This window comes from Hymenobacter negativus, from assembly GCF_016056375.1.
Lineage (GTDB): Bacteria > Bacteroidota > Bacteroidia > Cytophagales > Hymenobacteraceae > Hymenobacter > Hymenobacter negativus_A.
In genome coordinates this window covers 212,376-237,580 of sequence record NZ_JAEDAE010000007.1, presented here as the reverse complement: position 1 = coordinate 237,580, position 25,205 = coordinate 212,376, and the positions used below count along the sequence as shown (strand labels likewise).

16 protein-coding genes are annotated in these 25,205 nt (G+C 62.9%); 5 read left to right on the top strand and 11 right to left on the bottom strand.

Annotation, left to right across the window (positions count from 1 at the left end; translation table 11 throughout):
• Positions 1–111 precede the first annotated feature (111 nt).
• From I7X13_RS15720 to I7X13_RS15690, 7 genes are all read right to left on the bottom strand, one after another.
• Positions 112–5,223, bottom strand: a complete 5,112-nt coding sequence (locus I7X13_RS15720) for a beta strand repeat-containing protein (RefSeq protein ID WP_198076197.1) — start codon at positions 5,221–5,223, stop codon at positions 112–114.
• Positions 5,224–5,885: 662 nt separating this feature from the next.
• Positions 5,886–7,637, bottom strand: coding sequence for a T9SS type A sorting domain-containing protein (locus tag I7X13_RS15715; RefSeq protein WP_198076196.1), 1,752 nt, complete (start codon positions 7,635–7,637; stop codon positions 5,886–5,888).
• A gap of 117 nt (positions 7,638–7,754) precedes the next feature.
• Entirely contained in the window at positions 7,755–9,488 is a 1,734-nt protein-coding gene (locus I7X13_RS15710) for a T9SS type A sorting domain-containing protein (RefSeq protein WP_198076195.1), read from the bottom strand.
• 133 nt (positions 9,489–9,621) lie between these two features.
• Positions 9,622–13,032: a preprotein translocase subunit SecA gene (gene secA / locus I7X13_RS15705; RefSeq protein ID WP_198067491.1), complete on the bottom strand. Its 3,411-nt coding sequence runs from the start codon at positions 13,030–13,032 to the stop codon at positions 9,622–9,624.
• Between the two features lie 140 nt (positions 13,033–13,172).
• The gene (gene glf, locus I7X13_RS15700) at positions 13,173–14,351 is read right to left on the bottom strand and encodes a UDP-galactopyranose mutase (RefSeq protein WP_198067490.1); all 1,179 of its coding nucleotides are present in this window, start codon (positions 14,349–14,351) and stop codon (positions 13,173–13,175) included.
• Positions 14,352–14,436: 85 nt separating this feature from the next.
• A complete protein-coding gene (locus tag I7X13_RS15695; RefSeq protein WP_198076194.1) occupies positions 14,437–15,741 on the bottom strand; it encodes a glycosyltransferase family 1 protein in 1,305 nt (434 codons plus the stop codon).
• Positions 15,742–15,918: 177 nt separating this feature from the next.
• Positions 15,919–16,422 (bottom strand): GNAT family N-acetyltransferase, encoded by a 504-nt coding sequence (locus tag I7X13_RS15690; protein ID WP_198076193.1) that lies wholly within the window; start codon positions 16,420–16,422, stop codon positions 15,919–15,921.
• Positions 16,423–16,549: 127 nt separating this feature from the next.
• Here I7X13_RS15690 and I7X13_RS15685 point away from each other — a divergent pair, with 127 nt between their 5' ends.
• The gene (locus I7X13_RS15685) at positions 16,550–17,002 is read left to right on the top strand and encodes a MarR family winged helix-turn-helix transcriptional regulator (RefSeq protein ID WP_198067488.1); all 453 of its coding nucleotides are present in this window, start codon (positions 16,550–16,552) and stop codon (positions 17,000–17,002) included.
• 44 nt (positions 17,003–17,046) lie between these two features.
• Positions 17,047–17,481: an organic hydroperoxide resistance protein gene (locus I7X13_RS15680; RefSeq protein ID WP_198067487.1), complete on the top strand. Its 435-nt coding sequence runs from the start codon at positions 17,047–17,049 to the stop codon at positions 17,479–17,481.
• A 76-nt stretch (positions 17,482–17,557) separates the two neighbouring features.
• Here I7X13_RS15680 and dapF read toward each other — a convergent pair whose 3' ends face one another.
• The 3 genes from dapF to I7X13_RS15665 all read right to left on the bottom strand — a co-directional run bounded on the left by dapF (position 17,558) and on the right by I7X13_RS15665 (position 20,912).
• Positions 17,558–18,394: a diaminopimelate epimerase gene (gene dapF / locus I7X13_RS15675; RefSeq protein ID WP_233454807.1), complete on the bottom strand. Its 837-nt coding sequence runs from the start codon at positions 18,392–18,394 to the stop codon at positions 17,558–17,560.
• A gap of 105 nt (positions 18,395–18,499) precedes the next feature.
• Positions 18,500–20,320, bottom strand: coding sequence for a peptidoglycan D,D-transpeptidase FtsI family protein (locus I7X13_RS15670; RefSeq protein WP_198076192.1), 1,821 nt, complete (start codon positions 20,318–20,320; stop codon positions 18,500–18,502).
• A 103-nt stretch (positions 20,321–20,423) separates the two neighbouring features.
• A complete protein-coding gene (locus I7X13_RS15665; RefSeq protein WP_198076191.1) occupies positions 20,424–20,912 on the bottom strand; it encodes a DinB family protein in 489 nt (162 codons plus the stop codon).
• Positions 20,913–21,038: 126 nt separating this feature from the next.
• Between I7X13_RS15665 and I7X13_RS15660 the strand changes: the two genes are divergently transcribed.
• From I7X13_RS15660 to I7X13_RS15650, 3 genes are all read left to right on the top strand, one after another.
• Entirely contained in the window at positions 21,039–21,923 is an 885-nt protein-coding gene (locus I7X13_RS15660; protein WP_198076190.1) for a class I SAM-dependent methyltransferase, read from the top strand.
• Positions 21,924–22,061: 138 nt separating this feature from the next.
• Positions 22,062–23,015: a Ppx/GppA phosphatase family protein gene (locus tag I7X13_RS15655; RefSeq protein WP_198076189.1), complete on the top strand. Its 954-nt coding sequence runs from the start codon at positions 22,062–22,064 to the stop codon at positions 23,013–23,015.
• A gap of 127 nt (positions 23,016–23,142) precedes the next feature.
• Positions 23,143–24,207, top strand: a complete 1,065-nt coding sequence (locus tag I7X13_RS15650) for an Ldh family oxidoreductase (RefSeq protein ID WP_198076188.1) — start codon at positions 23,143–23,145, stop codon at positions 24,205–24,207.
• 77 nt (positions 24,208–24,284) lie between these two features.
• Here the strand turns inward: I7X13_RS15650 and I7X13_RS15645 are convergent, their stop codons facing one another.
• Positions 24,285–25,130: a murein L,D-transpeptidase catalytic domain family protein gene (locus I7X13_RS15645; protein WP_198076187.1), complete on the bottom strand. Its 846-nt coding sequence runs from the start codon at positions 25,128–25,130 to the stop codon at positions 24,285–24,287.
• Positions 25,131–25,205: the final 75 nt, after the last annotated feature.

Genomic DNA, 25,205 nt, shown 5'->3' with positions numbered 1-25,205 from the left:
ACGGCCAGGCAACTACTGGCAGGCGGCTAGCCACTGCCCGACCTCTTCTTCAACGCAAAATGGCCCGCCCGGCAACTGCCGGGCGGGCCATTTTGCAAAGGCTGCAACTGCTTATTCCAGCACGATGCGCTTCACCACGACATCGCTACCTAGCTGCACCTGAACGGCGTAGACGCCCGAGGCGAGGCCGGTCAGGTCGAGGGACTGCGTAGTGGAAGCGGCCAGCTTCGTAGCCACTACCTGCCCCAGGGCATTCAGCACGCGCACGCGGGCCGGAGCCGGGGCCTGCACGATAAACTGCCCCCGGGTGGGGTTGGGGTAAAGCTGCACCTGGGCCATCAGGGCCTGGGGAGCAGTACCCAGCACGAGCGTACCCACCGAAGCCGGCGAGGCGCAGCCGGCGGCTGAGGTCGTTACTACTGTGTAGGTACCGTTCATGGAGCGGCTGCTTACGGTGTAGGTGTTGCCGGTAGCCCCCGGAATCAGCACGCCGTCCAGGTACCATTGGTTGCCGGTAGGGGCACTGCTGGTCAGGATGATGCCGCTGCTGGTGACGGTTTGGGTGAACGTCGGCTGGGCCGGAATGGCATTCACGACGACCGTGGTAGCGGCCGAGGTAGCCGAACAGCCGCTGGCGTTGGTCGCTGTCACGGTGTAGCTGCCGCCCTGGCTCACGTTGATAGTGGGCGTAGTGGCACCGTTGCTCCAGCGGTAAGTACCGCCGCCGCTGGCCGTCAGCGTGACCGAGCCACCTTGGCAGAAACTGGTGGGACCGCCAGCCGCAATGCTGGCCGTTGCGGCCGGGTTCACCGTCACGGCCACCGTGCTGGTGGCCGAGCACCCGCTGGCGGTAGTGGCCGTGAGCGTGTAAGTAATGGTGGTGGGGGCATTGCTGGCATTGGCCAGGCTCACGCTGGGGTTGGCGGCCGTGGCGCTGCTCAGGCCCGTGGCCGGGCTCCAGCTGTAGGTGTAGCCCGCCACGGCGGACGCCCCCAACTGGGCCGAACTACCGGAGCAGAACGTGGCGGCGGCCCCGGCATTGGCCACTGCTAGGGGGTTGGCCGTCACGGTGGTGGCGGCCGAGGTGGCCGAACAGCCGCTGGCGTTGGTAGCCGTTACACTGTAGCTGCCGCTCTGGCTCACGCTAATACTCTGTGTTGTAGCACCCGTGCTCCAGCGGTAAGTACCGCCGCCGCTGGCCGTCAGCGTGACCGAGCCACCTTGGCAGAAACTGGTGGGACCGCCAGCCGTAATGCTCGCCGTTGCGGCCGGGTTCACCGTCACGGCCACCGTGCTGGTGGCCGAACACCCGCTGGCGTTAGTGGCCGTGAGCGTGTAAGTAATGGTGGTGGGGGCATTGCTGGCATTGGCCAGGCTCACGCTGGGGTTGGCGGCCGTGGCGCTGCTCAGGCCCGTGGCCGGGCTCCAGCTGTAGGTGTAGCCCGCCACGGCGGACGCCCCCAACTGGGCCGAACTACCGGAGCAGAACGTGGCGGCGGCCCCGGCATTGGCCACTGCTAGGGGGTTGGCCGTCACGGTGGTGGCGGCCGAGGTGGCCGAACAGCCACTGGCGTTGGTCGCCGTCACACTATAGCTGCCGCTCTGGCTCACCGTGATGGTGGGCGTAGTGGCGCCGGTGCTCCACAAGTAGGTGCCGCCGCCGTTGGCCGTCAGCGTTACCGAGCCACCCTGGCAGAAGCTGGTGGGGCCGCCAGCCGTAATGCTGGCCGTAGCGGCCGGGTTCACGGTGACTTGCGTAGCCGCCGAAACCGCCGTGCAGCCCCCCGTCGTGTTGGTACCCGTCACACTATAGCTGCCGCTTTGGCTCACCGTGATGGTGGGCGTGGTGGCACCGGTGCTCCACCGATAGGTATCGGCCCCGGTAGCCGTAAGGGTCACGCTGCCGCCGGGGCAAAAGCTAAGCGGGCCGCTGGCGGATATAGCGGTGGTGGGTACTTGGTTGATGGTAGCCACGACCGGCGTGCGCGGGCCCTCGCAGGCATTGGCGCCGCTGCCCGTCGAGATGCCCACGTAGAATGTGGTGGTGCCGTTGAGGCTGGCCGTGTTGAAGCTGGCCCCGCTGCCCAACGGCGTGCCGCCCGTGGCGGTGCTATAGAAAGCATAAGTACCACCCGTGGGGGCACCCGTGGCGGTCAGGGTCAGGGAGCCCGCGCCGCAGCGGCTGGCGGCCGTGGCCGCCGGCGTGTATTGTACGCAGAAGCTGGTGGCGCTGGTGGCCACGCCGCCGGGGGCCGTGACGGACACCAGGCCGGCTGTGGCCCCAGCGGGCACCGTCACGGTGATGGTCGTGGGCGAGGTCACGGTGAAGGCCGTAGTCGAGACGCCGTTAAAGCTCACGGAGGTAGCGCCGGTGAAGCCAGCCCCGGTGATGGTAACGGTACTGCCTACGGCACCACTCGCCGGGCTCACCGTGCTCACCTGCGTGGGCACCGCTGGCAGGGTGGTGGTGAAGTACTGGTTGCCGGCGACGTTGTTGAAGTTCACGTTGAGCGGATTGCCCAAGTTGGTGGTGCCGGCCGGTAGCGCGCCCAGCACTTGGTTAGACAAGAAGTCGTGGCTGGCGTTGTTGATGAAGGCGGCTATTTTCAGCGAGCCCGCCGGCGCGCCGATGGCCGCCAGCGGCAGCACGAACTCGATGCCCGTCACCACGGCCTCGGGGGTGCCGGGGTCTACGGTGGTGGCACTTACGCCGCCGGTATTCGACATGTCCACGGCCACGGTGCCGGTGCGGCCGCTGCCCAGGTTCATGGTCACCACGCGGCCCGCGCCGGTGCTGGCGGGGTTCTGGCTGGTGCCGCCGGTGCCCAAGGTGGCAAAGTAGGTATCAATCACGCCGTTTTGCACCCGGGCCTTTACGCTCATCATGTAGTCGGCCGCGAAGTTGGTGTCGAAGCGCAGGCCGGCCATGGCGTTCAGGCCGCCGTTGTCGACGTTGGGGTTGTTGTTGGCCAAGATGTTCTGGCCCCCGGTCTGGGTGTCGAAGAAGATGTCGACGGTGCTGCCGTTGTTTTGCAGGTTACCGGCCAAGAACACGTACAGGGAGTCGCCGTGCACGTAGGTGTAGGCGGCGTCCAGCTCCGAGCCCAGCAGGGCGGTGGTTTGCGAACCGTTGACGGCATTGCCGACGCCGGTAGCGCTGGTTTGCACGGCCTGAGCAGCACCGTAGCGTGACTCGCGGTAGCCGTCGAGCAGGATGGGGCCGGCCGTCGGCGCGTCTACCGTAAAGGGCAGCTGGCTGGTGCCGGTGGGCGTGGTCACGGCCAGGTCGCCGGTGCTCACGCCGGCGGGCAGCGTCAGCGTGAGCTGGGTGCCGGCGGTGTTCACGGTGTAGCCGCTCAGGGCGGTGCCGTTGAGGGCAACGGCGGTGGCGCCGTTCAGGCTGGAGCCGTTCACGACCACCGTGGTGCCGGCCACGCCGTGATTGGGGCTGAGGCTGCTGACGGTGGGGGGGTACACGACGGTGAAGCCCACGGTGCTCACGGCCGGGCCGCTGGGCACGGTTACGCCAATGGCCCCGGTGGTAGCGCCCACGGGCACGGTGAAGGTGATGGTCGTGGCATTCACGACCGTGAAGCCGGTAATGCCCACGCCGTTCAGGGTCAAGGCGGTGGCCCCGGTGAGGTTGTTGCCGGTGAGGGTGACGAGGGTGCCCGCACCGCCGGTGCTGGGGCTGATGCCCACCACGGCGGGCGTGAGGGTGGCCTGCAGGCCGGCGATGAAGCCGAGCGGCGTGGTGTTGCTGCTGGTGATGGTGATGGCGCTGAACTGCGCTGGGGGCACCACCGTGCCGCCCACGTACACCTTGCTGCCCACCACGCTCAGGGTGCGGGCGAAGTCGTCGCCGGCCGCGCCCAGGCCCAGGGCCCAGGCCCCGGTGAAGGTGGTGCCTCGGTCGATTACTTTCCCCACAAACCCGTCGTAGCTGGGGGCGTTCAGCGTGTTGCCCCCGTTGGTGGCCGTGGCGCTGCCCATGCTGGTAGTGCTACCACCGAAGATACCGGACACAAAAATGTCGGCACCGGTTACGGCCACGTCATTCAGCTCGTTGAGCGTGGGCGAGCCAAAGCCGGGCATCCGCCACAGCGTTTGCCACTGGGAGTAACCAGAAGTGCCCATCTTCCAGATAAACGCATTATACACCCCGCCAGAGTAGTATTGGCCGAAGCCCTGGCTGCCGCTGGTGGAGCCCACCACGTACACGTTGCCGTTGGCCACGGTCAGGGCCTTGCCCCGGGCGTTGTTGTTGCGGTCGCCGTCGCTCAGCACCCAGCTGTAGGTGGCGGTGGCGCCGTTGTCGGTCAGCCGTGCCACAAACAGGTCTTCCTGATAGCCGTAGTAGGTATCGGCGGTAAAGGTGGTGGTATCGAAGCGGCCGCTGTAGTAGTAGTAGCCCGTGAAGTATATCGCCGAGCCCACGGCCGCGATGTCGGTGCAGATGGCATTCAACGGCTTGGCCCACAGCCAGCTGGCGCTGCTGCCCGCGTCCACCAGCTTGGCCACGTAGGCGGCGCTTTCGCCGCCGCTGCTGGCCGGCAGCGTCAGGGTGCCCAGCGTCAGGGGGCCAATCGTTGAGGAGCCGCCGGTGCCCTGGTAGCCGATGAGGTACACGTTGCTGCCGCTCACGGCCACGCCGCGCGCCTCGTTGCCGACGGTGGACACCGTGGCTTGGCCCCAGCCGTAGGTCAGGCTCGTGCCCGCGTCAGTAAACTTCACCACGTAGGTGTCGTTGCTCAGCGTGAACTGGCCCTGGGTGCCGATGGTGAACGTAGTGCTGGACGAGGTGCCGCCGCCGCCGCCCACCACGTACACCGACGTGCCGCTCACGGCCAGGCCGGTCAGGTTGTCGGGCGCGGCGGTGCCTAGCCGCTCGGCCCACAGGTAGGTGTCGGTGGTGGGGTTGTACTTGGCCACGAAGCCGTCGGTGTAGCCAGCCGACACCAGCGTGGTGTTGCCAAACGACACCCGGCCCTGGAAGGTACCGGCCACAAGCACGTTGCCGTTGCCGTCGGGCACGCTTTCTAGGATGGTGGGGTAGTCGGTGGCGTTGCTACCGCTGGTAGGGGTGTTCACCGTTTGCCAGGTGGGCGTCTGGGCCCGGGCGGCCGGGGCGGCCAGCAGGGCCAGTAGAGCCGGTATCAGGGCCAACGCCCGCCCGGTTTTCGGGCAGCGCAACGCATGAAACGAGGGTAAAGAAAGGAGCATGTAAACGCAAAAAGTGATGAAGTGAAAAGGAATGAATGAAACAGCATTTGCAAAAAAGGCACCTAAAGCTACCAGAGTTATGCTAAAAAACCGAGAATTTCCTGCCCTGCTCTGAGACACTCATTCGCTTCGTTCACCGCACCTGGCGGTAGCGCATCCGGTCCAAGGCAGGCCATTTGCCGCGCACATTTGACCGAAAAATGCATTGCTACATCAAGAGGGCTACAGTGACCGGGCAAACGGAGGGCCCTCACGGCATTGAGCCAGCGCCGGACATTGCATAATTTTATTTCACCCTTTCTAAAAATAATTTCATGTTTCCTAAAATTGGAGGCAGTAAAGCTGCAAACGGCGACCGCCAAAATACCCGCTGCCCGGGCCGCGCATGCCGAAGCCAAAACAGTGGAGTTTTAGCTCGAAAAGCTCTACGAGCGGCGCAATGCGACCGGGGCCGGGGCTGCGTGCCCGGTCACTATAGCCCTGCTGATGTAGCAAGGCAACGTGGACAAAGCCCGCCTGCGCGAGATGGGCGACTACGGCTTCACCGTCAATGACTCGCCGCAGGACCCCAAGCCCCGAAAAAGGCGTAGCGGATGTTGGCATTGGCTAAAGGGAAAGGCCCGCTGCGTGTGCAGCGGGCCTTTTTTTGCGCGGTTTCGGGGCTACTCCACTACCAGCCGCTGGGTAGTGGTGCTGCCGCCGGCCGCTACGCGCATGGCATACAGGCCGGGCGCAAGGCCGGCCAGGTCCAGCTCTGCTTTGGAATTGATGGCGGCATTTTGGATGCGCACCGCACGGCCCAGCGCATCGAACACGGTAAGCGTGGCCGTGGCCGCGCCGGGCACGGCGGGCAACTGCACGGTGACCATACCGTGGGCGGGGTTGGGGCTCAGGCCAAAGCCGGCTAGCGCGGCCGCGTCGGCGATGGGCAGGCCCGTGGCATCGCTGAGAGTGGCCACGAAGGCTACGGGGTCGGTGGCGTACAAGACCGGGGCATTCAGCGTCTGGCCCCCGAAGGTGGCCGGTGTGCGCGCCGAGCCCGCCACGTACACGGTGGTGCTGCCCAAGGCCACGGCGCGGGCATAGTCGCTGCCCGTGCTGCCGCCCGACTGCGCCCACGCGAAGCTGCCAGACGGGCCGGCATCGCGCAGGCGGGCCACGAAAATATCGTAGCCGCTCACCGGGTTGGGGTTGGTGAGGGCGGTGGAGCCAAACGTGGCCGTGGCGCTGGCAAAATGCCCCGTTACGTACACGCTGCCGCCGCGCACGGCCACGGCGTTGGCTTCGTCGTAGTCGGAGCCGCCGCCGGCCTGTGCCCACACAAAGGCCCCGGTGGTGCCCGCGTCGGTGAGTTTGGTAATGAAGGCGTCGTTGCCGTTTTGTCCGCCGGCATTGGCCACAGTGGCGGGGCCGAAGGTGGCGGTGGGGCCACTAAAATCGCCCACCGCGTACACGCTGCTGCCGCTGGCGGCCAGCCCGCGCACAAAGGCGCTGCGGCCGCCGCCCCGCACCGCCCAGCCAAAGCCGGCCGAAGCGCCCGCATCGGCCAGCTTGGCCACGAAAACGTCGGGCTGCCCCTGCCCACCGGCGGCGCTGGTGAGGGCCGTGGTGCCGAAGGTGGCCGTCATCTCGAAGGTGCCGGCTACATACACGTTGCCGCCGCTCACGGCCAAGGCGTCAGCCTGGTCGAAACCGGGGCCGCCGGCCCGCTGCGCCCAAGCCAGGCTGGGGGCAGCCCCGACATCGTTGAACTTGGCCACGAACACATCGGACGTGCCGGCGCTGGCGAGCGTGGTGCCGCCCACCTGCACCGTGGAGCTGGAGAAGCTACCGGCCACGTACAGGCTGCTGCCCACGGCGGCCAGCCCGTCAATTTCTTCCGTGCTGGTGCCGCCCACCTGCTGGGCCCAAGCCACGCTGGCGCTGGCGCCCGCGTCGGTGAATTTCACCAAGAAGGCATCGGACGAGCCGCTTCCGGGGGCGCTGCTGTTCAGAAGCGTGAAGCTGCCCGCACCCAGGCTGGAGCTGCGAAAAAACCCGCCCACGTACACGCTGCTGCCGCTCACGGCAATTGCCTGGCCGTAGTCGTCGCCGGTGCCACCCAGGCGCTGCGCCCACACAAAGCTGCGGCTCACCGGACTCCACTTGGCCACGAAGACATTGTCGCCCCCGGCACTGGTGAGTGTGGTGGCACCCAGCTGAATAGCGCCACTGAAATCGCCCACCAAGTACAGGTTGCCGGCCGCGTCGGTAGCGGTGGCGTTCACCTCCGAGCGGTTGCTGGTGACGGGGCTCGGGCCAAAAACCGATTGCCAGGCCGGGGCTTGTGCGCGCGCGGCCGGCACCGTGGCAGCCAATAGCAGTGCCAGCGCGGCCACCCGGCCGCCAGTAATACAAGAATAGAAAGGGTTCATCAGGAAAAGAATAGAAACGGGTTTTAGACCTGGAAGCAACCCGTTACTGCCAAAGGTACCGCTGCTCCGGCGCCCATTCCCCCTTTCCCGTCCCTGTTACCCGGCCACAAGCGAGTGCTACTCCACCACCAGCCGCCGGGTGGCAGCGCTGCCGCCGGCCTGCACCCGCACGATATAGAGGCCGGGCACGAGGCCGGCCAGGTCGAGCGCGGCCCGGGCATTGGTGGGCGCGCTGCCGGTACGCACCGCACGGCCCAGCGCATCGAGCACGGTGAGCGTAGCTGTGGCTGCGCCAGGCACGGCGGGCAACTGCACCGTGGCCGCGCCGTGGGCGGGGTTGGGGCTGAGGGTGAAGCCAGGGAGTGCTACCGCATCGGCTGTAGCCAGCGGACTGGCGGCCAGCGAGGCCAGAAAGCCCACGCTCGCTGTGCCTACCGTGGCAATGGACTGGGTGCCAAATGTGGCCGGCGGTGTGGCAATTCCCCCCACATACACGGTGCTGCCCAGCACGGCCACGGCATTAGCGCCATCGCCGCCGGTGCCGCCGCCCTTCTGGGCCCATACAAACGTGCTGGCGGGGCCGCTGTCGCTCAGCTTGGTCACAAACACGTCGGCCGTGCGGGCCGTGGCCGTCGAGCTATTGGCCAGGCTGACAGTGCCAAAGGTGGCCGTGCTGCTGGTGAAGCCGCCGGCCACGTACACATCGGCCCCGCTCACGGCCAGAGCGGCGGCGCCGTCGGTGGCAGTGCCGCCGGCCTGCTGCGCCCAGGTAAAAGTGCTGCTGGTGCCGGCATCGGCCAGCTTGGCCACAAATATGTTGGCCGGGCCGGCGCTCACCACGCCGTTTACATCAAAAATGGCGAGACCGCCAAAGCTGCCGGCCACGTACACGTTGGTACCACTTAAAGCCAGGGCGGTGGCCAGGTCGGCATTGGGGCCGCCGGCGCTTTTGGCCCAGCTCAGGGCGGGGTTGTTGCCGCCATCCGTGAATTTGAGGACGTACACATCGCGCCCGCCATTGCTGCTCAGCGTGGTACCACCGCCCAGGTTGAGGTTGCCGGTGTAGTCGCCGGCTAGGTACACGCTGGTGCCATTCGCGGCCAGAGCGGCGGCGGCATCGTCGGCGGCATTGCCGCCAAAAGCCCGTGCCCATACAAAGCCGGCCGTGGTGCCCGCATCGGCGAGCTTGGTGAGGAAAACGTGGGCCAGGCCAGGCGTAGTGGCCCCGGCGGTAGGGTTGTTGAGAGTGAGACGGCCCAGCGTGGCCGTCTGGCTGCGGAAGGTTCCGGTGAGGTACACGTTGGCCCCGCTCACGTCGAGCGCCGTGGCTCGGTCTTCGTTGAGGCCGCCTACCGGCTCTGCCCATACAAAACCGGCGCTGGTGCCCGCATCGCTCAGCTTCACCACGAAGCCGTCGGTGGCCCCGGCCGCCGTCAGATTGATGGTGCCAAAGCTAGCCGCCACCCCAAACGTGCCGGCCACGAACACGCTCACGCCCCGCACTGTGAGGGCCAGGGCCTGGTCGTTGTTGGCCCCGCCGGCCCGCTGCACCCAGGCAAAGCGCTGGTTGGCCACGTTCCACTTGCCCACAAATACATCGGTGGCCCCGGCACTGGTGAGCAGCGCCCCGCCCATGGCCACGGTGCCCGCGAAGTAGCCCGTCACGTAAAGGTTGGTACTGGTGGCATCGGGCGCGGTGGCCGTCACGGTATAGGCGCCGTTGCTGGCCGTGGCTACGGCCGTGGCCGTTTGCCAGGCGGGGGCTTGGGCGTGGGCGGCCTCCAGGCCGCATTTGACAAGCAGCAGCGCGGTTAGCAGTAAGCGGCGCAGTAGAGTAAAGAGGTGTTTCATGAGGGTAGGGCATTCGGGATTGTGCGTATTCCCGTTGACCACCGCAGCAGCGGCTAGTTTAATCCTGCGCACGCAAAAACGCCCCGACCAACCGGCCGGGGCGTTTTATTTTCCACTTAAAAAACGGATAGGACTAATCCACCAGCACAGCGCGGCCGCTTTCTACGTCCTGCTCTACGGACTTGTACTTCACGTCGCGCACCACGCGGCCGTCCATGTACTGCACGTTCACCTTGTCGTTGCGGTTGGCAACTTTCTGGCTGCGCACGGGCATTTGCTTTTCGGCTACCTGGGGCGACTGGTAGTCGGGTCCGATGTCCTCGGGGCCAGCGCCGAGCGAGTCAAGGCTGCTCTCGTGCTCCACCGTGAAGTTGGTTTGCTGCTCCTCATCTTCGAGGTAGTAATCCTGCTCCTCGTTGGTGCCCACCATGCTGGTGTTCACCGGCACGTCGGCGTGGAAGAGGAAAGTCGTCGTCTCCTCGTTCACCTTACCAATCATGCGCTTGAACAGCTCAAAGCTCTCGAACTTGTACACCAAGAGCGGGTCTTTCTGCTCGTACACCGCGTTTTGCACCACCTGCTTCAGGTCGTCCATCTGGCGCAGGTGCTGGGTCCAGGCCGTGTCAATCACACTCAGCACCACCACTTTCTCCATTTGCCGGAGAATGTCGTGGCCGCCGGTGGCCTGGGCGCGGCGCAGGTTGGCAATGGCCTGCACCTGCTTCTTGCCATCGGTGAAGGGCACGGCGATGTTCTCGTAGGGCGAGCCGTTGCTCAGCAGGTCGTTCACCAGCGGCAGCGAGTTCGAAGCGATGTGCTCGTTCTTGCTCTGGAAGTAGCCCAGGGCCTCGTCGTACAGCTTTTGCGTGAGGGCCGGCACCTGCAGGCTGGTGAGGTCCTGCGCCGTGAGGTAGGTATCGTAGCCGAATACCTTGATGATGTTGAGCTTAAAGTCCTCGAAGTCGCCCGTGATTTTGTGGCCGCTGGCAATATCCTCACTCACGTCATAAATCATGTTGAGGATGTCGACTTCCATGCGGTCGCCGTGCAGGGCGTTGCGGCGGCGCTTGTACACCACCTCGCGCTGGGCGTTCATCACGTCATCATACTCCAGCAGGCGCTTGCGCGTGCCGAAGTTGTTTTCCTCCACCTTCTTCTGGGCGCGCTCGATGGAGTTAGTAATCATCGAGTGCTGAATCACTTCGCCCTCTTCCATGCCCATGCGGTCCATCAGCTTCGCAATGCGGTCGGAGCCGAACAGGCGCATCAGGTTGTCCTCAAGCGACACGAAGAACTGCGAGGTACCCGGGTCGCCCTGGCGGCCGGCGCGGCCCCGCAGCTGACGGTCGACGCGGCGGCTTTCGTGGCGCTCCGTGCCGATGATGGCTAGGCCGCCCGCCTCGCGCGAGGTTTCGCGCAGTTTGATATCGGTACCGCGGCCGGCCATGTTGGTGGCGATGGTCACGGTGCCGGGGTAGCCAGCGGCGGCCACAATCTCGGCCTCGCGCTGGTTCTGCTTGGCGTTGAGCACCTGGTGCTGGATGCCGCGCAGCTTCAGCATGCGCGAAACCAGCTCGGAAATTTCCACCGAAGTCGTACCCACCAGCACCGGGCGGCCGGCTTCCACCAGCTTCTGGATTTCCTGGGCCACGGCGTTATACTTCTCACGTACCGTCTTATACACCTGGTCGTCGGCGTCTTTCCGGGCAATGCCGCGGTTGGTGGGAATCACCACCACGTCGAGCTTGTAGATTTCCCAGAACTCGCCGGCTTCGGTTTCGGCCGTACCGGTCATGCCGCCCAGCTTGTGGTACATGCGGAAATAGTTCTGCAGCGTCACCGTAGCGTAGGTCTGGGTGGCGTCTTCCACGCGCACGTTTTCCTTGGCCTCAATGGCCTGGTGCAGGCCGTCGGAATAGCGGCGGCCTTCCATCACACGGCCGGTCTGCTCGTCCACGATTTTCACCTTGCCGTCCTCGGTCAGGATGTACTGGTCGTCCTTCTCAAACAGCGTGTAAGCCTTCAAGAGCTGGTTCACAGTGTGCACCCGCTCCGATTTCTCGTTGTAGTCGCTCATCAGCTTGTCTTTCTGCTGGAGCTTCTCCTCGGCCGAGAGGGCGTTGTTTTTCTCGATGTCGGCAATGGCCATGCCGATGTCTGGCATGATGAACAGCTTGGGGTCTTCGCCCTGCGCCGTAATCAAATCAATACCCTTTTCCGTCAATTCAATCTGGTTGTTCTTCTCGTCGATGGTGAAGAACAGAGGCTCGTCGGCCTTGGGCATCTGGCGCGAGTTGTCGGCCAGGTAGTGGTTCTCGGTGGCCTGCAGCACCTGCCGGATGCCGGTTTCCGAGAGGAATTTGATGAGCGGCTTGCTCTTGGGCAGGCCGCGGTAGGCACGGAACAGCATCAGACCACCGGTGCCGTTTTTGTCGGCTTCTTCCACGCCGGTTTTGCCTTCGGCAATGGCCTTGCGGGCCTGCACCAGGTAGTTTTGCACCAGCTTTTTCTGCTCATCCACGAGGCGCTGAATGCGCGGCTTGAGCTGGTAGAACTCGTGCACGTCGCCGCGCGGCACGGGGCCCGAGATGATGAGCGGCGTCCGCGCATCGTCAATCAGCACGGAGTCCACTTCGTCCACCATGGCGTAGTGGTGCTTGCGCTGCACCAGCTCCTCGGGGTCGCGCGCCATGTTGTCGCGCAGGTAGTCGAAGCCGAATTCGTTGTTGGTACCGTAGGTGATGTCGGCCTGGTAGGCCTTGCGGCGCTCGGGCGTGTTGGGCTGGTGCTTATCGATGCAATCTACTGTGATGCCGTGCACCTCAAACAACGGCGCGTTCCACTCCGAGTCGCGCTTGGCCAGGTAGTCGTTCACCGTCACCAGGTGCACCCCGCGCTTCGACAGCGCGTTGAGGAAGGACGGCAACGTCGACACCAGCGTTTTGCCCTCGCCCGTGGCCATTTCCGAAATTTTGCCCTGGTGCAGCACCACGCCGCCAATCAACTGCACGTCGTAGTGCACCATGTCCCAGGTGATTTCGGCGCCGGCGGCCGTCCACTTGTTGGCCCAGATGGCTTTGTCGCCCTCAATCACGCAGTTGGGGTGCGTGGTGGCGTACTCGCGGTCGTGGGCATTGGCCGTCACCACAATCTGGCCGTTTTCCTTGTAGCGGCGGGCCGTGTCCTTCACAATGGCGAAGGTGAGCGGCAGCACTTCCAGCAGCACGGCTTCGAGGTCCTTGTTGCGCTGCTTTTCCAACGCGTCAATTTGCTCGAACAGCACTTCTTTCTGGGCCACGTCCAGCTGCAGCTGCGTGTCGATTTGCTGGTGCAACCCGGCAATCTGCCCATCGAGGCCGGCGAGGCGCTCGGCAATGCGGGCACGCACGGCGTCGGTCTGGGCGCGCAGCTGGTCGTCGGTCAAGCCGGCCAGTTTGGCATATTCGGCATTAATCAGCGCCACGTAGGGCACGATTTCCTTTAAATCGCGCTCCGACTTGGAGCCAAATATTTTGGCGACGGTCTTGCCTAGGAATTCAAACATCAGGTAGTTTTTATAGCGATAAGCGCGGTGGCGCACCTCAAATTTACGGAGCGTTCCGCTAAAACCGTCCCAAAACAAAAAGCCCCGCCAAATTGGCGGGGCTTTTTCTGCAGTGTGGACGTTGCGGGTGCACGCCTAGGCTACTCCTGCTTCGGCGAACGGCTGATGAGCTTTTCCACCAGCGACGTGCTGCCCGAAATAGCTGGGAGCGCCGGCTTGCTGGCATTTTCCTTCTCCGTCAGCTTCTTGTAGAGCGTGAGGGCCTGGGCCACTACCTGGTCCATGTTGTAATACTTGTAGGTGGCGAGGCGGCCTACGAAGTGTACGCCCGGCGTTTCATCGGCCAGCTTCTTGTACTTGTTGTACAGCTCGGCGTTTTCGGGCATCGGGATGGGGTAGTACGGGTCGCCTTCGGCCTGCGGGTACTCGTACACGATGGCCGTTTTGGGGTGCTCCTGGCCGGTGAGGGCCTTAAATTCGGTGATGCGCGTGTAGGGGTGCTCGTTGGGGAAATTCACCACGGGCGCGGCCAGGTGCTTGTCTTTGCAGAGCGTTTCGTGCTTGAACTCGAGCGAGCGGTAAGGCAGCTTGCCAAATTTAAAATCGAAATATTCGTCTACCGGGCCGGTGAAAATCATTTCCTTGAAGGGAATGAAGTCCATGATTTCGTGGTAATCCGTGTTCAGCATTACCTTGATATTCGGGTGGTTGAGCATATTCTCAAACATCCGTGTGTAGCCGTGCAGGGGCATGGCCTGGTAGGTGTCGGTGAAGTACCGGTCGTCGCGGTTGGTGCGGGTGGGTACGCGCGAAGTCACCGATTTATCGAGCTGCGAGGGGTCGAGGCCCCACTGCTTGTTGGTGTAGTTCTTGAAGAACTTGTTGTAGAGCTCGCGGCCTACTTTGCTCACCACCACGTCTTCCGAGGTCTTGATGACATCGACCTGTTCGGCCACGGAGGCGAAGAATTCCTCTACTTCGAAGCTGGTCAGGTTCAGGCCGTAGAGCTTATTGATGGTATCGAGGTTGATGGGCATCGGCACATGCTGGCCATCTACCGAGGCGAGCACGCGGTGCTCATAGGGACGCCATTCGGTGAAGTGGCCGAGGTAATCGAACACGTCTTTCGAATTGGTGTGAAAGATGTGCGGGCCATACTTGTGCACCAGGATACCGTCTTCGTTGTAGTGGTCGTATGCATTACCACCAATGTGGCTGCGCTTGTCAACTACAAGGACTTTTTTATTGCTGCGGGTGGCCAGCCGTTCGGCCAGCACGCTGCCGGCAAAACCGGCCCCAACGATGAGGTAATCAAACATAGTGCAGGGATGGAAATGAGGTAAAGAAAGAACGTTACTGAAAGCGGATTGAGAAAATAAAAATCAGGTAAACAATGCAATACGTTTACCGAACAGGCGTGACGGGTGGCAGATATACTTCCGAAACCTTGGTAGGCATGAGGGGCGCACCGGCCACGGCGGTGGTGGAGGCATCGGGCTTTTTGGCCCACAGGCGGTCCTGCATCAGGTCCACCATTTGCTGCCAGGTTTGGTCCCAGGAGATGGTGGCCAGGTAATCGTCGGTGCGCTGGCGCCAGTCGGCATCATCGCGCTGGGTGAGAGCCTTCGCAATGGCCCGGCCGAAATCGGATGCGTTGTCAGCAATCTGCACCAGGTTCAGGTCGCCGTAGGGCCGCACCACGTCGCGGATGGGCGTGCTGACTACGGGGTTGCCGGCGGCCAGGTATTCCGGCGTTTTAGTCGGCGAGATGAACTTTGTGCTTTCGTTATCAGCAAACAAAAGCGTTGCTACATCCCAACCCTTTAAATAAGCCGGCAGTTCCTTGTAATCCTTCCCCCCTAGGTAGTGCACGTTGGCGGTGCGGGGCAAAGTGGCAGGGTCAATCTTCACCACCGGGCCAATGATGACAAACTGCCATTCGGGGTGGTTTTGTGCGAGCTGGCGCAGGAGTTCAATATCGAGCCGCTCGTCTACCACGCCGAAGAAGCCGATGCGTGGGTGCGCGATGCTGGCCTGGTCGGCCGGCTCGGCCATCGGGCCACGGGCTTGGCCGAAGTGGGCCTTATCGATGCTGCTGGGAAAGGGGTGCGCGTCGGGGTGCTGCTCGCGCTTGGCTTCAAAAAGCGTATGGCCGCCGGTAAACACGAGGTCGGCTTTAGCAAAGAGCTCCTGCTCGCGCTTTTTGAGTTCGGGCGGAGCAAATTTGAAGGCCGCCAGCTCGTCCATGCAGTCGTACACGGTGAGTTCGGGGTGGAACTGGCGCGACTTGCCCAAGGCCATGGGCGTGTAGTACCAAAAGATGTACTTCGTGACGCCTTGTTCGGCGAAATAGTGGGTAAGCACCTCAAATTCGGCCTGTTCGGCCGCAGTTTCATCGGCGCGCAGGCGGTGGGGCAGGTGCACCACCACCACTTTCACGCCGTTGTCGCGGTCTTTGATTTCGACGTGCGGCTCAATGAGGTCGTCGTTGTGGTAAAAAGAATCTTCGACGTAGAACACCCGGCCCTGTTGGGCAAAGCGCGACATGAGATGTTGCGGCCGTTGCCACACAAAATCCCAGTGCAGGTGCGCAAAGCACACCAGGTCGGGCAAGGCATAAGGACGTTTGTTTTCGGCGGCTTGGTCGCTGGGCCGGGCAGCGGTGGTGGAGGCACGCAAGGGCGCATCCACCGTCGAAGAAGGGGGCATGAAAAGTAGCAGGAAAGAGGGTTTTTCGCGCCGCGCCGGAGGTACTCTCAACCTACCCGGCCGGGGCGCTTGCTACCCTATACGGAGCCCACCGGCCAAAGGATATAGCCCAGCTTACTTTACTAAAGCTCACCAATTCTTCACTTTATCAATGAGATATACGGCTATGCTATTTTTTTAGCTGCTCAGCAAGCACTGCCACTCTACGGCATCCTGCCAGCCGGTGGCGGTGCGCAGCCACGCCTGCCGCGTGCCTACCTGGCGAAATCCGGCAGCGGCAAAAAGCCTCATGCTGGGCAGGTTGTCGGCTCCTACGGTGGCGTAAATCTGGTGCAGGCGCAACACGTTTCGGGCGTGTTTTTTCAGCAATTCCACAGCCTGTTGGGCGTAGCCATTTTGCCGCTCGCGGGCCAGAATGGTGATGCCGACGCCCGCCCGCTGATGCAGCGGGTCGTAGTCGAACAGGTCGACGACGCCCACGGCCGGGCTGCCAATATCAGTAGTAATCACCAGCCGTAACTGGCGCACTACGTAGAAATCCGCGCCGGCGTGTTCCAGGTATTCGCGCAAGGCGTGGCGTGACACCGGTGCCAGGGTATCAGACACGCCCCAGATGTCGGGGTCGTTTTCCAGAGCGTAAAGGAATTCGAGGTCGTCGGGTTCGAGGGCGCGCAGGTGCATGCGGTAAAAGTAAACCACCACCCGCCCCGCTCCACAAGACATCGAGTAGGATGTGACGAGCAAGAAAAATAAATTGTGCACAATTAAACATTATACAACCATTATCCGTTTACCTTTGCGATACCACATGGCACCCTCCCCTACCCCATCCGTCAAAGACTCGCTGCTGAAGCTGGAAAGCCAGATTTGCTTTCCGGTTTATGCCGTGTCGCGCCTCATTACCAAGGCTTACCAGCCACTGCTGCAGGCCCTCGACCTTACCTACCCGCAGTACCTAGTTTTTCTGCTGCTGTGGGAACATGAGCAACTGACGGTGAAGGAGCTGGGGGAAAAACTACTCCTCGACTCGGGCACGCTCACGCCACTGCTCAAGCGCATGGAGCAGAAGCAGTGGCTGAGCCGCCGCCGCGACCCGCGCGACGAGCGGTCGGTCATTATCGCGCTGCAGCCGGCTGGCCGGGCGCTGGAGGCGCAGGCCCAACAAATCCCGATGCAGATGCTCGACAAAATGCAGCTATCGGAAGCCGAAATTCTATCGCTGCGCACCCACCTTACGCACTTGCTTACCCAGTTGGCCTAGCGGCCGACACTTATTGCTTACCCACTTTTTCTTACCAATCTCCGATGAAAATCGAAAAAATCTTCACGGCCCAGGCCAAAGCCAAAGGCGGCCGCGACGGCCAGATTACCTCCAACAACCAGGTGCTCGACCTGACACTGAGCACGCCCAAGGAAATGGGCGGCCCCGGCAAAGCCGGCTCTACCAACCCCGAGCAACTCTTTGCCGCCGGCTACGCGGCCTGCTTCGAAGGGGCGCTGGGCGTGGCTGCCCGCCAGGCCAAGGTGCGTCTCGACAACGTGACTGTGGAGGCCCTAATCGGCTTCGGCAAGGCAGAGGACGGCGGCTACGGCATCTCGGCCGATTTGCACGTCAACCTCCCGGGCATCGAGCAAAAGCAGGCGGAGGAGCTGGTGGAAGCTGCCCACGGCATCTGCCCCTACTCGCGCGCTACCAAAGGCAACATTGAGGTAAACCTCACCACGACGACCAACGCTTAAGCGACTCGTCGCCGATATAAAAAAGAGGCCCTGATTTGCATCAGGGCCTCTTTTTTATGCCATAAAACAGTGCTTTCTATACTTCGCCGCCAAACACGCGCACGGCCGGGCCACTCAGCCACACGTTGGCAAAGCCGCCATCGGAGCGATGCTCAAAGCTCACCTCCAGCTCGCCGCCCATGGTTTGCAGGCGCACCGGTGACACTGCGCCGCGCTGCGAGGCGGCCAGCGCCACGGCCGTGACGCCGGTGCCGCAGCTCAGGGTTTCGTTCTCCACCCCGCGCTCGTAGGTGCGCACGGGCCAGGCGTGGGCGGGGTCGACGGGCACTTCCACGAAGTTGACGTTGGTGCCGGCGGGGTCGTAGGCCTGGTCGTGGCGAATGTCGTGGCCCGCGCCGTACACATCGAACTCGGTCAGTGCGGGGTGCTCTTCGGGGTCAAGGAAGTGGATGTGGTGGGGCGAGCCGGTGTGCAGAAACACGTCGTCTTCCCCGATTTCAGCCTCGATGGGGGCGTTCACGTCAATCATTTTGAGGCGCACGGTGCCGTCATTCTCTACGCGGGCGTCGTGGGGACCATCTACTGCCAGGAAATGTGTTGTTTCGCCAATCAGCCCCAGGTATTTGGCAAAAGCCACGGTGCAGCGGCCGCCGTTGCCGCACATCGAGCTGGGCCGGCCGTCGGCGTTAAAGTACACCATCTCGAAATCAAAATCGGGCTTGTTGCGCAGCAGAATCAGGCCATCGGCCCCGATGCCAAAGCGGCGGTGGCAAAGCTGGGCAATAAGGGCGTGGTCGGTTTCGTCGAAGGCGCGGGCGCGGTCGTCAATCATGACGAAGTCGTTGCCGGTGCCTTGGTATTTGTGGAATTGCATCATCAGAAATAAGTTATCCAGAACGAGGTAGAGACGCATATTTGCGCCTCATCGTTCGCACCGTTTACTATACATTATCATACAGGTGCTGGCCGTTCAACGACGCGACGCAAATATGCGTCTCTACCTCGTTTTAGCCGCAAATCAGTGCCCCTGCCCGGCCAAATCGCCGCAGCGCAGCCAGTTTTCCCAGCGCTTGCGCTTTTTGGCGATGTTGCCGCGCAGGTATTTCTCCATAATCAGGGCAGCGCAGGGGGCGGCGGAGAGGCCGCCGAAACCGGCGTTTTCGATGTAGACGGCCACCACGATTTTCGGCTTTTCGGCCGGGGCGAAGCCGGCGAAGGTGGCGTGGTCGTCGCCCTCGTCGTTTTGCACGGTGCCGGTTTTGCCAGCCACACTGATGCCCACGTCGTCGAGGTTGGCCAGCTCGGCGGTGCCACCGCGGCGCAGGGCGGCCACCATGCCGGGGATGAGCTCGGCAAAATGGACACTATCAACCAGCGTGCGGTGCTGCTCCCGAAAGCGCGGCAGCGGGCCGCCGGTGCCCACGCTGCGCACAAAATGCGGGATGTAGTAGTAGCCGCGGTTGGCGATGATGGCTTGCACGTTGGCCATTTGCAGGCCGGTTAGGTTGATTTCGCCCTGCCCGATGCTGAGGGAATAGATGCTGCCGTAGGTCCAGCCGCAACGGCCGCGCCGCTTATCGTAATAAGCCGGCGTGGGGATGAAGCCAGGGCGCTCCTGCGGCAAGTCAACGCCCAGCAGCGTATCGAGGCCAAAGGATTTAACGTGGCGCGTCCAGGCGGCCAGGTTCAGGTGGCGCTGAGCGCAGGTGTCCACGGGCTGGGCCAGCGAATCGGGCACGTTGTTCACCACGTTGCGCAGCACCTGGTAGAAGTAGGGATTGCAGCTGTATTTGAGGGCCTGGGTAAGGTTGCGGGCGTTGGGGTGCTCGTGCACGCAGTTGATGAGCGACTGGTCGCAGCGGAAGCCGGTATCAGCCGTAATACTGCCCAGTTGCAGCGCCACGGCCGCGTTCACCAGCTTGAACACCGAGCCCGGCGGACTGGCTTGCAGGGCGGCGCGGTTGAGCAGTGGCATGTCTTCGGCCAGCAGCAGGGCGCTGCGCTCGCGGCCCCGGCCGGGCATGGTGATGGTGGCGGGGTCATACGTTGGGGCCGACACGTAGCAAAGTATTTCGCCGGTGGCGGGCTCCAGGGCCACGATGTAGCCCTTGCGCTCGCGCATGATGCGCTCGGCGTAGGCCTGCAATTCGGTGTCGAGGCTGAGGTGCAGGTCCTGACCAGGGTGGTAGATGGTGTCGGTGGCCCAGGTGCCGTGCGGCTGGTTCAGCACGTCGAGCAGCGGGTGGTAGGCGCCGAAAGTGCCTTTCAGCAGGCCGTTATAGTAGGTTTCGAGGCCGCCGTTGCGCCGGCGGTAGAAGCGGCCCCGCGCCAGCCGCTGCGCTTGGTACAGGAAGGGCTGGGCGTTGGCATAAGCGTAGCCCAGCACGGGCGCGGCTACGTGCGTAGCGTAGTTGCGGGCCGTGTACTGGCGCAGCCTAAGCCTGGGCCACTCGCTCTGGTGGCGGCGCAGGAGGTCGTATTCGGCAGCCGTTAAATCCAGCTGTAATGGCAATTCGCGGCGGCGCAGGTCGCGGCTGCGGTACTCGAAAGCGCTATCAGGCCAGCCCAGCAGGCGGTTGAGGCGGGTCGAATCGAGCCGCCCCCCGGGTGGCAGCACCAGCAGGTAGCGCGGCCCGGTGTAGGCCAGCACCGAGTCGTTGCGGTCGAGAATTCGGCCCCGGTGCGGCCAGAAAGCCTCGCGCTTTGGCGTGTAGGTATCGTGCGGCAGGATAACGCCCATGCCGGGCACGGGCACGCGTCGCCACCACAGCACCAGAACAAATCCGGCCAGCAGAAGAATGATTAATGCAGCTAACTTCTTGCGGTTGGCAGACAGCATTCGGCAAAGCTAGTGTTCGGTTGGCAGCTTGGCCTGCGCACTTCGATGAACAGGGTCTGTCACCTCACGAAGCTGGGCTAAGGGCGGAAATTCGGCCATATAACTAGGCTACTGCTTTGCGTAGCAGCGCAATTTGCCCGGCGTGGTAGAGGTAGTGCTGTGCCACGCCGTGCAGGGTCACGTAAATGGAAGAGCCGTAGCCCACTCGCGCATCAATGATGGTGTTGATGGGACGGTCGAGGGTTTCGTCGGAAACGGTTGATGCGGCAGCCAGCAGCTGTTCGTGGGTTTTGCGCAGGCCGGCTAGTACCGCTTGCCAAGCGGTTTCGGTGGGGTTTTCGGGCGTCGGCGGCCAGTCTTCGGCATCGCTGACCTGTACCAATTTGCCCTCAGTCAGCCGCCGGCGGGCCACCTCGGCCCACACGCCGGCGTGGCGCGTAATTTCCCAAATGCTGTGGGCATTGGCAATGGGCCGCTGGGCGGCTTGCGCGGCAGTCAGGCCTTTGAGGGTATCCAGCAATGAAGGCCCAGACCATGGTTCGCCATCGAAGGCGCGGCGGAGTTGGTCGAGCAGGCGGGTGATTTCGGACATGATGAAGAGTAGGAATGGTGGAATGAGGTGAGCTGAAATACGGCAGCCGCATCCGAAAAGCTGCGGCCGCGGCACCTCACCCGCCTCGCCCCTACCGGGCACGGCCCCTACCTTTGCGGCCTGCTTATGTACGACTTCCTCACCACCTCCCCCTGGCCCGACTACGAGCTGATTGATTCCGGCAACTTTCAGAAGCTGGAGCGCTTCGGCAAATACATACTCGCCCGGCCGGAACCCCAGGCCATCTGGGACCCGCACCTGCCGCTTAAGGAGTGGGAAAAGGCCGATGCCGCCTTCGCCCGCGCCCCCGGCTCCACCGAAAAGGGCCAGTGGCGCCTCAAGCCCAGCATGCCCGAACAGTGGGTGATTGCCTACGAGCGACCCGACGGGCTCCGGCTGAAGTTCCGCCTGGGTCTCTCGTCGTTCAAGCACGTGGGGCTGTTTCCGGAGCAGGACCCCAACTGGCAGTTCATTTATAATCAAACCAAAAAGCGCCGCGCCAAGCTGCCGCGCGTGCTCAACCTGTTTGCCTACACGGGCGCGGCCACGCTGGCCGCCCGCGCTGCCGGGGCCGACGTGACCCACCTCGACTCAGTGAAACAGGTGAACTTCTGGGCCCGTGACAACATGGAAGCCAGCCAGCTCGACGGCGTGCGCTGGCTGGTGGAAGACGCCATGAAATACGTGCGGCGCGAAGTGAAGCGCGGCAGCAAGTACCAGGGCCTTATCCTCGACCCGCCCGCCTACGGCCGCGGCCCCAACGGCGAGAAATGGCAGCTCGAAGACGAGCTCAACGAAATGCTTAAGCTCAGCCAGCAGCTGCTCGACCCCGAGGACCATTTCTTCGTTGTGAACCTGTACTCGCTGGGCTTCTCGGCGCTGATTTTGGACAACCTGACCACCGCCATTTTCCCCGGCGAAAAAGCCGTGCGCGAGTTGGGCGAGATTTATTTGCACGATGCCGGCCAGCGCAAGCTGCCGCTGGGCACATTCTGCCGGTTTGCCAACTAATATATTCGGCTTTCGTACTCGGCTGTCGTCCTGAGTGCAACGAAGGACCTTACCACGCCGGTACCGTTGTGTTACGGTCTAACGTGATAAGGTCCTTCGCTGCGCTCAGGACGACAGACACTCCGCAATACTAACCACATGCACACGCCGCACGCCCATCGCCGCCTTGCGCTCATTGACTTGGGCACCAACACGTTCCACTTGCTTATTGTGGAAATCTCCAAAACACCCGGCGAAAAGCCGCTGGTTATTCTGCGCACCAAAGCCGGCGTTCGCCTCGGCGAAGGCGGCATCAGCCAGGGCATCATCGCCCCGGCGGCCTACGACCGCGCCCTGCACACGCTGGCTGGTTTCAAGGAAGAAATGGAGCTGCACGAAGTGACCGAAGTGCGCGCCACAGCCACCAGCGCCATGCGCGTCACCAAGAACGGCCCCGAGTTGGTACGCGACATCTTCGAGCAAACCGGCATCCAGGTCAATGTTATTCCCGGCGAGCGGGAGGCGGAGCTCATCTGCCAGGGCGTGCGCCAGGCCGTGGATTTGGGTGAGGACGCGCAGCTGATTATGGACATCGGCGGCGGCTCGGTCGAGTTCATCATCGCCAACCAGCACACCATTTTCTGGAAGCAAAGCTTTGAAATCGGGGCTCAGCGCCTGCTCGACAAGTTTTTCCCCGACCCCAGCGGCGTGTTTCCTGCCGAGGCCGTGGAAGCGGAGCAGCGCTACCTAAGTACGGTGCTGGAGCCGCTCATCGAAGCCGTTCGGCGCTACCATCCGGCCAGCCTCGTGGGCGCGTCGGGCAGCTTCGACAGCCTGGCCGATATGCAGCTCGGCCGCCTGCGTACCGAAGGCGAGCTGCCGCCCTGCACTGAGCTGGCGCTGGAGTCATTCCAAACCAGCTACCGCCAACTGCTCAGCGGCAACCACGAGCAGCGCAAGGCCCTGCCCGGCATCCTGCCCATGCGGGCCGATATGCTGGTGGTGGCCGCCGTGCTCATCGATTTTGTGTTGGGCATTACGGAAATCACGCGCATTCGCACCTCGGCTTATGCGCTGAAGGAAGGGCTGCTGGCCGAGATGTTGGTTGTATAAACTGGCATCATCAGTGGGTCATGCAGAGCGCAGCGAAGCATCTTGCCTACCACCACTAACTCATACTGATTGCGTTGAGCGGGCAAGATGCTTCGCTGCGCTCTGCATGACGTTTTAATAAATCCCCATGCCAACCTTCTCCTACAGCCAGCTTTTCACCTTCACCGAAAGCGTTTTTCGCGCCATCGGCTGCCCGGCCGACGATGCCACGCTGGCCACCGAAACCCTGCTCTCGGCCGATTTACGCGGCGTGGACTCGCACGGCGTGGCCCGCCTCGTGGGATACGTGCGGCTGTGGGAGGCCGGCCGCATCAACGCCACTCCCCGGGTGGGCATCACCTACGAAACGCCTAGCACTGCCGTGGTGGACGGCGACGGCGGCCTCGGCCTCGTAGTGGGTCCCAAAGCCATGCGCGTGGCCATTGAGAAAGCCCAGCAAGTGGGCACTGGCTGGGTTTCAGTAAAGAATTCCAACCACTTCGGTATTGCCGGCTACCACGCCATGCTGCCCCTGGCGCACGACATGATGGGCATTGCCATGACCAACGCCTCGCCATTGGTAGCGCCCACTTATTCGCTGGACAGGCTGCTCGGCACCAACCCCATTGCCGTGGCCGTACCCGCCGGCGAACAGCCCGATTTCGTGCTCGATATGGCCACCACCACCGCCGCCAACGGCAAGCTCGAAATTGCCCAGCGCAAAGGCCTGCCCCTGCCCGAAGGCTGGGCTCAAACCGCCGACGGCCAGCCGAGCACCGATGCCAACGCCGTGAAAAACGGCGGCGCGCTGCTGCCGCTGGGCGGGGCCACCGGCTCGCACAAGGGCTACGGCCTGGGCGCGGTGGTGGATATTTTCTCGGCCGTGCTGTCGGGCGCGAACTACGGGCCGTGGGTGCCGCCCTTCGTGGCCTTTCTGCAGCCCTCGGCCAACCCCGTGGGCCAGGGCCTGGGCCACTTTTTTGGGGCGATGCGCGTAGACGCGTTCCGGCCCGCCGACGAGTTCAAGGCCCACATGGATAACTGGATTTCGACCTTCCGCAGCGCGCAGGCCGTGGAGGGCAAAAAGGTCCTCATCCCCGGCGACCCGGAGCGCGAAATGGCCGCCCACCGGTTGCTGGAAGGCATTCCGCTGCTCGATGCCGTGGTGAAGGACTTGGAAGGCGTGGGGGCAAAGCTTGGGGTGAAACTGTAGCCTGAATTCAGCCGGTCAAACAAAAAAAAAGGCCCTGCGCTGATGCGCAGGGCCTTTTTCACAAAATGCATTCGGACTTAAGAAATACCATTGGTTGCCGCTTGGGGCACCAATGCGGCAATGGCCACGTCCTGGTTTAGGTACTGCGAAGTATAGCCTGCATCCGACTTATTCAGGAACAGGCAGGTGCCGCCATTCACAGCATCAATAATCTGCGCGTACTGGTCCATCGGCAGGGCCGGGCAGCCGAGGCTGCGGCCCAGGCGGCCGTTTTGCTTGATGAATTCTTCGCTCACGTAGTCGGCTCCGTGCATCACCACCGAGCGGGCAGCAGCGTTGGTGTTATAGCCTTCGTCCAGCCCCTGCAGATGCAGCGAATGACCGTGCTTGCCCTCATACTCGCTGCCCGTGGCGTAGAAGCCGAGGCTGCTCATGTTGCTCTGGTCGGTATTGGAGAAGTTGGTCGCTTCGTTCTCGCCCGAGTTGTGGCCGTGGGCCACGAGGGTGTGGAAGAGGATTTCCTTCTTGCCCAAATCGAGTACCCAGAGACGCTTTTCGGTGCTGGGCAGGTCGAAATCGATAACCGTCAGCACCTGCTTGTTTTCGTCCAGTTTGCCATCCTGGCGCAGGTTGAGGTAGCCGGTCATGGCTTTGGCGAAGGTTTCAAACCGTAAGCCCTCCTGCTCCGCCCCGAGGGCGTTGTAGGTGGCGTGCAACTCTTGGTCGAACTGCGCTTTAGGCGAGAAGTCCACCTTGGGCAGCTGCAATTCATTGCGCGAGCTGGCCACCGACTGCTGGATATTGCCCGCCAATGGCGTGGCCAGAAACAACGAGGCCAAGAACGGCAGAACGCGCCGTGCCAAACGCTGACGACGCAGGCTTTTGCGTTTGCGCTGAACAATGCTGGGCTGGTGCTGGTGCATAATCGAAGTAGCTGATGATGAAAAGGAAACAGCCTTTGCAAACGCAGCAACTGTTTCCAAAGCATTATACGGAAT